Source organism: Anaerotignum lactatifermentans DSM 14214, assembly GCF_900142265.1.
GTDB lineage: Bacteria > Bacillota > Clostridia > Lachnospirales > Anaerotignaceae > Anaerotignum > Anaerotignum lactatifermentans.
The window spans coordinates 1-9874 of record NZ_FRAH01000095.1 but is presented as its reverse complement, the minus strand read 5'-3'; the positions used below and the strand labels follow the sequence as shown (position 1 = coordinate 9874).

The window sequence follows — 9874 nt, the reverse complement described above, 5'->3', positions numbered from 1 at the left end:
GCAAGGGAAGGCAGTATGGAAAACTATGTGGGCTACCTTGCTAAAAGACCAAGAGCAGAACGAGGAAAACAGGGACATGCACTTTGGAATGGCTCGGATAAAGAAATCGATCTAAATCAAGTGGCAAGAGAAGCATCGGAACATAACGGCAACATCTGGACATTCGTGCTTTCCTTAAAACGAGAGGATGCAGCTCGTCTGGGATATGATCATGCCAACACATGGCGAGAACTGGTGCGAGGGAAATCACCAGAGATTGCAAAGGCAATGGGAATTCCTTTGGAGCATTTTGTATGGTATGGTGCTTTTCATAATGAAGGGCATCATCCTCATATCCATCTGATGTGCTATTCCAAAAATCCAAGAGAAGGATATTTGGGCAGACAGAACTTGATGAAGTTAAGAAGTTCCTTTGCCAACGAGATATTCCATGATGAGCTGTATCACATCTATGAGCAGAAAGAGGAAATCAGGGACGAGCTGAAAAATTACTTTGACAGGAAACTGAAACAGGCAATGGCAATGGAATATATAGATAATCCAAAAGCGGAAGCTTTGCTTTGGGAATTATCTCAAAAACTGAAAACAGCAAAACACAAAAAGGTTTATGGAAGGCTTGAGAAAGAAAATAAAATACTGGTAGACGAGATCGTCAAAGAAATCAGCAAGGACAAAAAGATTTCCCAAGCCTATGAAAGCTGGCTGGGATTGAAAGACGATATCCTTTCTACATACCAGAATCAGGAACGTGCCAGAAAAAACCTTGCAGAAGAACCGGAGTTCCGCAATATCAAAAATATGGTTTTGAAATCTGCATTGATACTGTTGGAAATGAATGAAGTCATAGTAGCAGAACCAGAAGAACGAAATCATGAAATAGTAAATCCTCAAGAAAGCTGGGAAGAACGAACAAAAAAGTTTCATCAAATACAGGCACAAAAACAGTTCCTGCTTCTGATGAAACACATCAACCATATGATTGAAGAGGATTACGACAGAAAGAAACAACAGATTCATGTGGATAAGAAACTGATGCGTAAGATCATGGAAAAGAAAGAAGCCCATGGACAGAAAATGTAAGGAGGGAAGCGTATGAGGTGGAAAAAATATTGCATCGATATGGATATGACAGGAATTACAAGAAAAGCCGCAGCAGAAATACTGGCAGATATATTTCAAACCGAATATAACTTTCAATCAGATGAAAACTGCTATGAAGTAAAAGACAGCACAGATAAAACATGGCATATTTATTCTTCTGACAGCATCAAGGCAGAAAAATATAACGGAGAAAAAGTGGTGGGAGCAAACTATATGTATCAAGTGAAACTGCTCTCACCATTTTTATATGAAAATGAGTTTCCAATGCTGGAAAAAGCCTTGGAACAGTTGGAACTAAGAGGTGCTATCGTCAATGACTCCACGAAAATGAATCTGTTTCTGGATGTAAGTTGTATTGAGGACTGGGAGAAGTACCAGACCAATCTGGAAAATCTTTATGAGAGCAAAGGGGAATTATTTCAAAAAGCGTTAGACATTCCATTTTCACAAGTGGCAGACACCAGTCAAGGCAAAGAGAACGGTATCATTTCATTTCCTTATTTCAAAAGCACACTCCATCAAAAAGAACTGCTCAGTGATATTCAGTTCGCACAGATTGTCAGCGGCTTTGCGGAAAATAACCGTACTGTCAGCCAAAAGAAAAGTGAGAATCAAAATGATAAATTCATGATGCGTACCTGGTTGGTGCGAGCTGGCATGGTTGGTGAAGAATATAAATTTGCAAGAAAAATGCTGACAAAAAATCTGGAAGGAAACTCCGCATGGCAGAAGATGATGGAACCAGAAGAGATTCAGACGGAAGAACAAACAGAAAATACTGCATCTATGAAAATGGATTTATAAGGAGGAAGAAACATGGTTTATTTGTTAACTTATGATGGATATATGAGGGAAGGATATCTAGAGGAGATTTGCCCATCAGCAATACTTTTTATGCAATGCGGTCTGAAAGACTGTGCATTGGAATTCCGCAGGTTTTATGAAACTGCCATGCCAACATTGGAGGTGGGAGATGAAATCGTGCCAGCAGTTATTTGGAAGTTGGAAGAATCTGATTTACAGAACATGGAAGCAATTTATCTCAATGAAATCTATGAAAGGGCAGTATGGAACTTGAAAACAGAAAAAGGTGTTTTGGAGGCAACGGTTTTTCTGATGAGAGAAACGCCGTTTTCCCTTCCCCAGGAAAATGAATTGGGAATGATGGAAGAAGCCTATGATGAACATAATTTCGATTACAGCTGCGTAGAAAACGCTCTGGACAGAGCAAAAGACAGGGAGGAAACATATGACACTTTATACCCAGGAACAGATCGATAAGGCGAACCAGACCAATCTGGAGGAATTTCTTCAGCAAAAAGGGGAACGCTTGAAAAAAACAGGAAGCGAGTCAGTGCTGATCTATAAAGACTCCACAGGAGAGCATGACAGCATTTCCGTCAGAAGAAACCGTTGGTATGACCATAAAAATATGCGAGGCGGTTATCCGTTAAAGTTTATGCAGGAGTTTTATGGCATGAATTTTCGTACTGCCATGAAAGAACTTCTGCATGGAGAAGAACCAGAGCTTGGCAGGAAGAAAAACAATGAGAACGAAAAAAATGTAAGTCAATCTGAAAAAACGGCTGCACTGGAAAATCAAGAACAAATATCTTGTCCTTCGGAAAAATCTGAATTCATACTTCCTGAGAAAGACAGTAATATGAAACGATTGTTTGCCTATCTTTTAAAGACAAGATTTATCTCAAAAGATGTGGTGAAAAGCTTTGTGGAACAGAAAATACTTTATCAGGAAAAGGAACATGGCAACGTAGTTTTTGTGGGAACAGATAAAGACGGAGTACCAAAGTCAGCCTGCAAAAAATCCACAGCAGAGCAGACAAAAAGCTTCCGAATGACCATTGCCGGTTCTGACTGCAGGTATGGTTTCTGCTGGCGAGGGGAAAGCAGCAAGCTCTATGTGTTTGAAGCTGCTATCGATTTGATGTCGTTTATTACATTGAGAAATGATGAATGGAAAACGGACAGTTTCCTAGCACTGGATGGACTTTCACCGAAACCATTACTACAATTTTTGGAAGACCAAAAAAATATCCATGAGATTTTTCTCTGTCTGGATTACGATGCAGCAGGCATTGAAGCTTGTGATAAATTAAAGGATATCCTCATTAAAAAGGAATATGATGGAGAAAAAATCAAAAGGGAATACCCTCTCTATAAAGACTGGAACGAGCAGCTGAAGGCAGAACATGGTGTGGAAGCTATCCTTCCACAGTCACATCCGAAGAAAACAGCATACCATGCTGCAGTTAGAAAGCTGGGTATCCTAAATGCCAACACAGAAAGCCCATATATGAAATGGCGTAAACAGGAATACGAAAAATCAGGTATCCATTTTTATCTGGAACAGATCAAAAGATATTTCAAGCAAGCAGAAAAACTGGTGAAGAAGAAAGAAGCTGATACGAAACCATTGCTTGCCAGCCTCCTCCGTATGGCAGATTTGTCTGTTTGCTTGATGTGTGAGGTCAAAGAAAATGACAACCTACCAGAACAGACTAGGTACCAAACCACCATACAGAAATTGGAAAAGGCATATAAACCATATCTGGATAAAGCGAAAATGGATCGACGCATACAGGAAATGAAAGAAGAGATGGAACGCTTGAAAACCATTGAGGTTCAAGAACAGCCATCTCTTTTTGTATGGGCAAAAAACATGGCAGATATGGCAATGAGAGCCATCATCTATGTGGAAACGGAGTATCTACAGGAGCTGGAACGAAGGAATACTTTTGCAACACAGAAAGTGGAAGAACATAGAGCTGCTTCGTATTCAAAAAATCTGGAACAGGAGGAACCAGAGGGGCAGCAAGAACAAATGGAGCTTATGATGGGAGGCTGAATAAATGGAGAACTTATGGAAGTTGATGCCGCTGCTATTGATTTTTGGCACCTTTATGGTCTGTATGCTTTTGATCGACAGGAAGTCTTTGAACATCAAAAGCAAGACCGTTGGAGATGGACAGCATGGTTCTGCCAGCTTTGCCACACCAAAGGAAATCGATACGGCATTTCAAAGAGTGAGATATGAACCACAGGTCTGGAGGCGAAAGCCTCCTTGCAACCTGCCCCAAGGCATCATCATTGGATGTAATATGATGAAGTTCGGAAAAAAGAAAACAGTCACAGCAATCGTGGAGGAAGGAGATGTTCATGCACTGATGATTGGCGCCGCTGGTGTGGGCAAGACAGCTAAGTTTTTATATCCAAATCTGGAATACTGCTGTGCGTCAGGCATGAGTTTTGTCACGACCGATACGAAGGGTGACCTCCTGAGAAGCTACGCTCCCATTGCAAAAAAGTATTATGGCTATGATATTTCGGTGCTGGATTTGAGAAATCCAACCCAAAGCGATGGTTTCAATATGCTTCATATGGTGAATCATTACATGGATGAATATTTGCAGGCAGACTCCCTTGTGGCAAAGGCAAAAGCAGAGAAGTACGCAAAGATAATATCCAAAACGGTCATGAATTCTGGTGGATTTGACTCTGCCAACGCAGGGCAAAACGCCTTTTTCTATGATTCGGCGGAAGGCTTGATTACTGCTGTGATATTGGTGATTGCGGAATTTTGTTCGCCCTACGCTCTTACATTGGAACAGGAAAAGAGAAAACAGAAAGCACTGGAAGAACGTAAAAAAGAAATAGCCCAGATGAGGAAAAAATGCATTGATAAAAATATAGATTTTTTACCGAAAGCACAGGAAGTAAGTATTCGAGAAGTGGAAGCAGTGATTTTATTTCAACCAGAGAAAAATGAAATAGAAGAAAAAGGCGAAGAAAGGCATATCATCAGTGTGTTCAAATTGATTCAAGATCTATTGGGACCATCAGAAGTGAAAGGCAAAAGTCAGTTCAAGCTGTTGATGGAACGTCTTCCGGAAGAACATAAAGCAAGATGGCTTTCGGGTGCCGCCCTGAATACTTCAGACCAGGCAATGGCGTCTGTACTTTCAACAGCATTGTCCAGGCTGAATGCTTTTCTGGATTCTGAAATTGAACAGCTGCTCTGCTTTGAAACGAAAATCAATACGGAAAAGTTTTGCAGGAACAAGTCTGCGGTGTTTTTGATTATGCCGGAGGAAGATGACAGCAAATATTTCCTCATTTCTTTGATCGTACAGCAGCTCTATCGCGAAATGCTTTCCATTGCCGATGAAATGGGTGGCAAACTGCCAAACAGAGTCATGTTCTTCCTTGATGAGTTCGGTACACTGCCAGCTATACAGTCTGCGGAAATGATGTTTTCCGCCAGCCGTTCCAGACGAATCAGTTTTGTGCCTATCATACAGTCATTGGCACAGCTGGAAAAGAACTATGGTAAAGAAGGTGCGGACATCATCATTGATAACTGTCAGGTCTGCATATACGGCGGATTTGCACCAAACTCGGAAGCAGCCAATGTATTGTCCAAGACACTGGGGGATAGAACAGTCATGACAGGCAGTATCTCACAGGGCAGAGATAAATCTAAGTCACTTCAAATGACAGGCAGACCACTGATGACACCAGATGAGCTTAAAATCATGCCAAAAGATACGTTCATCGTCACAAGAACAGGCGTGAAACCAATGAAAACAAAGCTGAAGCTGTTTTTTGAGTGGGGAATCGAGTTGAATGAAACATATCCAATGCGTCAGGCAGTTGTAAGAAAAGTTCATTACGCAAATAAAAAGACTATTGAGGAAGCTATTGCAAAAAAATATGGTCTGCCTCAAAATCCTATCCAGCAGGCTGTCAAACGTCCAATTCAGGAACAAGATAAGCCGTTGCGAAGCATATACCAAAACATGAAAGGAGTGGAAAAAAGTGATGATTGACAAAATGAAGGTCTATCAGGATACAGAGCTTTCCAGCAAAGCCGTATCTGTTTATTTATACCTTTGCGAACGCGCCAGCAAAGAAACAAAAAGCTGCTATCCCTCCATGAAAACCATAGCCAAAGATATGCATCTATCTCTGGCATCCGTAAAGCGTTCCATTCAAGAATTGGAAAGAAGTGCATACATCAAAAAAGAAAATCGGTTTCGTGACAATGGAGGCAAAAGCAGCAATCTCTATTTCATAAAATAAATTTTGAAAAAGGCAAAAAAATTCCTCCCCCCAAAAAAACGGTGAAAAAACACCAAGGGGGAGGTCTGTCTTCTGCGTGAGCTATGGTATGGCTCAATGTGAGCCGAGAATGTGAATTGTTCACTTTAACAGTTACATAGTATACAGAAAAAGAAATTCTCTTATATTTATTATATGATTTGTGGATTAAAAAGTTTTCAATAAAGAGTGAAATAGAATAATTTTTACTAAGAGTCAGAAGCAAAAATGTTTCTTACTTTTTTAAATGATTTATTCTACGGATTGGAATTTGTCAGAAAATGTGAGATAATAAAAAACAACGAATTTTTCAAAAAGCAAGGTGAGCAAAGTGCAGCAAACATCTTTTCATGTATATTATAACGCCAGACAACTAGAAAATTTATCTGACAACGATAAACTGGTGCCAATTTTTGAGTCATCTGATTTGAGAATATATCCATTTCAGATTGCGGCATCTGCTTTTGTGCTGCGTTCTCCATATTTAAAGGGTGCAATACTTTGTGATGAAGCTGGTTTGGGAAAAAGTCATGAAGCCATGCTGGTGATTGCTCAAAGATGGTTGGAGGGGCAAAACAGAATTTTGCTTTTAATTCCCAATGCGGACCTCATTACACAATGGACAGAATTGATAGATAAATACTATTCCATACCTTATGTGGTTTGCAGTAACAAAGATGAATTTGAAGGGCTTATGACTGATAATAACCAAAACCCATTTGATCAGGATGCTATACTTATTTCTACCTACGATTTTGTATCAATACAGGAAGAAATGGCTGCCAAGATACCATGGGATTTGATTGTTTTTGAGGAGGCAAATGTCCTTTCTACTGGATATCAGGAAGAAAATATGCAAGCAAAGGCATTGGATCGAATTGCAGGTTCAGCATTTCGTCTTCTGCTTACAGCAACACCTATTGAAAAGAATATTATGGATTTGTATGGTTTGATCTGGTTTATAGACAAGAGTGTATTGCCTGAACCGGAGCTGTTTTTGCATAGATACCTTAGAAAACCGGAAAATTATCCAGAACTGGCGGAAAGAGTAAGTAAATTTTGTTTCAGAACACTGCGTTCTCAGGCAAAACAGTTTGCGAAAATACCAGAACGTATTCTGATTACAGACGAATATGAGATTTCAGAGCAGGAGCAGGCATTATATGATGCACTGGAGAAATATATCGATCAACCAGAGAAAAAAGCATTTCCAGAAATGAACCAGTATGATTTAGCTCTGCGTTTGTTCAGCTTGCAAAGTTCTTCCACATCCGCCATATTGCAGACCATAGAAGGCGTCATCAAACGGCTGGAAAGTATGCCAGGTGCCAAAGAAGAATTGACTCAGTGGCAGAATATGAAACAGCTGGCAAAAGCAATAAAACAGGACTCAAAAGAAAAGGAACTTCTTTTGGCACTGAAAAAAGGCTTTTCTGTACTGAAAAAATACGGTGCAAAGCAAAAAGCTATTATATTTACAGAAAGTGTTGCAACATTAAAACAGCTTTACAAAAGCCTTTCCAAGCAGTATAACACGTATGCTTATTATGGCGGTTCAGACCACACTGCCATAGAGAGCTTCAAACAAGATGGAGAAATTTTGATTTCTACAGACAATGGGGCAAAAGGCTTTGATTTTTCAGAGGCTTCTTTTGTCATACATTATGATTTACTGTATAATACATTAAAAATGGAACAGCGCATCGACCGTTGCCACCGTTTGGGACAGGAAAACGATGTTATTTCCCTTGCGTTTATCAACCAGAAGAATATGGCAGATGTGCGTAAGCTGGAACTGGTGTATAAGCGTATGAAGGTTGCAGATGGTGTGTTTGGTGTAACAGATACAGTGCTGGGTGGATTTACAAACCGATTGGAAGAAGCCTATGACACTTTGCCGTTACGCACACAAAAACAGATTGAAGCAGATCACCAGACGGTTTTGACAACACTGGAGGACACAAACCGAAAACAGGTAGCAGCGGCAGAGGATATCCTCTTTACCACATTTACAAGAGAGATTGCTTCAAAAGTACATTTGACACCGCAGTATATCAGCGAAAAATCAGCGGAACTCCAAAAAGAACTGTGGGATGTAGTGAAATGGTTCTTTAGGCAGTACAACGAGAAAAATATAGACTGTTATTTTGAGATAGATGAGGAAAAGAAGACAATTACAGCCACCAATTACGAAAAACTGCCCATTCTCTTTTACTACTGGACAGGCAGCCGAAATAAACCATACCGCAGCTTGAAACAGTATGGCATGGGAAAGGATTTCAAACCGAAGCAGGGACAGATTACGCTGTTCAGTCCTCTGGTGCGTGGCATTTTGCATGAAATTGCATGTGGGGATACCGGAAGCTTGCAGATAGAAGGGGAAGACTGTACCATAGGTTTTTATACCGTCGATATTTATGCTGGAAACAAATTTATTTCTACTGTTCCTGTGTTATGCGGACAACGAAAAGACGGCAGTATTTTGTCAGAAACAGACTGTCAAAAGATATTGCAGAAGCCAATACAAAGCTATACGGAAAATGACAGAAAGGCTCATTGGCTGAAAACAAACGGCAGACCACAACCATTGGATGAATTGGTACCTGTGCAGCAATTATTGGGTGAACAGGCAGAAAAACTCACTCCAGCACAGAAGGAGGAGATAGACAGAATGAAGCTGGCTATTGCAGGACAGAAAAATGTACTACAAAAAGAATTGCAGGCATTGGAAGCAGAAGAAAAGACAGCACAGCAACAGCTTTCACAGACAACAGGCGATCGTTTGAAAAGAATACAGCTGGAAAAACAAGTGTCAAAAATACATAAGGAATGGATGAAACGACAGGAAAACCTGTTCTTTGCACAAATGCAGCTGGATATGGAACTGGAAGAGAAAATGAAGCAGTTTGGAGAACAAGAGAAACTGACGGCAAAGGTGCAGAGGGAGTTTATTATAGAAGTGGAGGGATAACAGTTGGAATTGACAATTCAGAATTTAACAGAACATATTCAACAATTAACAGATGTAATTAGCCAACAAAACAGTGCTTTTGATTGGTCTTCTGCTATATCTGCAGCATGTTCACTTATTTCATTAATTGCGATTGCTTTGTTATTAATAGAACGAAAAGAAAAAAAACGACCTTATTTACAGGTTTCATTTGAGTTATTAAGAAGTAGTTTAGTCTGTATTGTAATTAGAAATGTTGGAGAAGTTCCGGCAAAATTAACAGAGCTAAATTTTAATAAAGATTTTGTTAATCAGTTACCAGAACTTGGAAGAAAACATACAGAAGATAGAAAAGATTTGAATATATCTATTTATTGAACTGAACCCAAAAAGTTAGACAATATTTTCAAATTAAAATTGTTTAAGAAGCCAGAAGGGCTTGTTGTCTGTAAATTGCAGGTGGCAAGCCCTCTAACTTTGCTTTGATTCGATGGTTATTATAATAATCTAAATATTCCACCAGTTCCTGCTTGAAATGTTCCATAGATTGAAACTGTTGAAGATAGAGAAGTTCGCTCTTGAGCAATCCAAAGAAATTTTCCATGACAGCATTGTCCAGACAGTTACCCTTTCGGCTCATACTTTGCCGGATACCTTTTTGTTTGAGCATTTGGCGGTAATATTTGTTTTGGTACTGCCATCCTT

Annotated in this window: 9 protein-coding genes; 8 read left to right on the top strand and 1 reads right to left on the bottom strand. The window is 39.7% G+C overall.

The window, feature by feature from the left end:
• From mobP3 to BUB35_RS16515, 8 genes are all read left to right on the top strand, one after another.
• Nucleotides 1–1080 (top strand): MobP3 family relaxase (mobP3, locus tag BUB35_RS16550; RefSeq protein ID WP_072853574.1); only part of this gene is annotated, 1080 nt, incomplete at its 5' end.
• A gap of 12 nt (nt 1081–1092) precedes the next feature.
• On the top strand, nt 1093–1905 hold the full coding sequence (locus tag BUB35_RS16545; RefSeq protein WP_072853572.1) for an amidoligase family protein: 813 nt from the start codon (nt 1093–1095) through the stop codon (nt 1903–1905).
• A 12-nt stretch (nt 1906–1917) separates the two neighbouring features.
• The gene (locus tag BUB35_RS16540; RefSeq protein ID WP_072853570.1) at nt 1918–2382 is read left to right on the top strand and encodes a hypothetical protein; all 465 of its coding nucleotides are present in this window, start codon (nt 1918–1920) and stop codon (nt 2380–2382) included.
• Complete coding sequence (locus BUB35_RS16535) at nt 2351–3967, top strand: DUF3991 and toprim domain-containing protein (RefSeq protein WP_072853568.1); 1617 nt, start codon at nt 2351–2353, stop codon at nt 3965–3967. Before BUB35_RS16540 ends, BUB35_RS16535 begins: the two co-directional genes overlap by 32 nt.
• A 4-nt stretch (nt 3968–3971) precedes the next feature.
• Complete coding sequence (locus BUB35_RS16530; RefSeq protein ID WP_072853566.1) at nt 3972–5948, top strand: type IV secretory system conjugative DNA transfer family protein; 1977 nt, start codon at nt 3972–3974, stop codon at nt 5946–5948.
• Entirely contained in the window at nt 5941–6201 is a 261-nt protein-coding gene (locus BUB35_RS16525; protein WP_072853564.1) for a helix-turn-helix domain-containing protein, read from the top strand. Before BUB35_RS16530 ends, BUB35_RS16525 begins: the two co-directional genes overlap by 8 nt.
• Before the next feature lie 349 nt (nt 6202–6550).
• On the top strand, nt 6551–9190 hold the full coding sequence (locus BUB35_RS16520) for a DEAD/DEAH box helicase (RefSeq protein ID WP_072853562.1): 2640 nt from the start codon (nt 6551–6553) through the stop codon (nt 9188–9190).
• Nucleotides 9191–9193: 3 nt separating this feature from the next.
• Nucleotides 9194–9547, top strand: coding sequence for a hypothetical protein (locus tag BUB35_RS16515; RefSeq protein ID WP_072853560.1), 354 nt, complete (start codon nt 9194–9196; stop codon nt 9545–9547).
• Nucleotides 9548–9590: 43 nt separating this feature from the next.
• Here BUB35_RS16515 and BUB35_RS16510 read toward each other — a convergent pair.
• Nucleotides 9591–9874: IS3 family transposase (locus BUB35_RS16510; RefSeq protein WP_143158981.1), on the bottom strand; the 284-nt coding region annotated here is incomplete at its 5' end.

Bases quoted from the DNA above. Each gene is read 5' to 3' on its own strand.
- BUB35_RS16545 (WP_072853572.1), top strand. From the start codon at position 1,093: ATGAGGTGGAAAAAATATTGCATCGATATGGATATGACAGGAATTACA.
- BUB35_RS16540 (WP_072853570.1), top strand. From the start codon at position 1,918: ATGGTTTATTTGTTAACTTATGATGGATATATGAGGGAAGGATATCTA.
- BUB35_RS16535 (WP_072853568.1), top strand. From the start codon at position 2,351: ATGACACTTTATACCCAGGAACAGATCGATAAGGCGAACCAGACCAAT.
- BUB35_RS16530 (WP_072853566.1), top strand. From the start codon at position 3,972: ATGGAGAACTTATGGAAGTTGATGCCGCTGCTATTGATTTTTGGCACC.
- BUB35_RS16525 (WP_072853564.1), top strand. From the start codon at position 5,941: ATGATTGACAAAATGAAGGTCTATCAGGATACAGAGCTTTCCAGCAAA.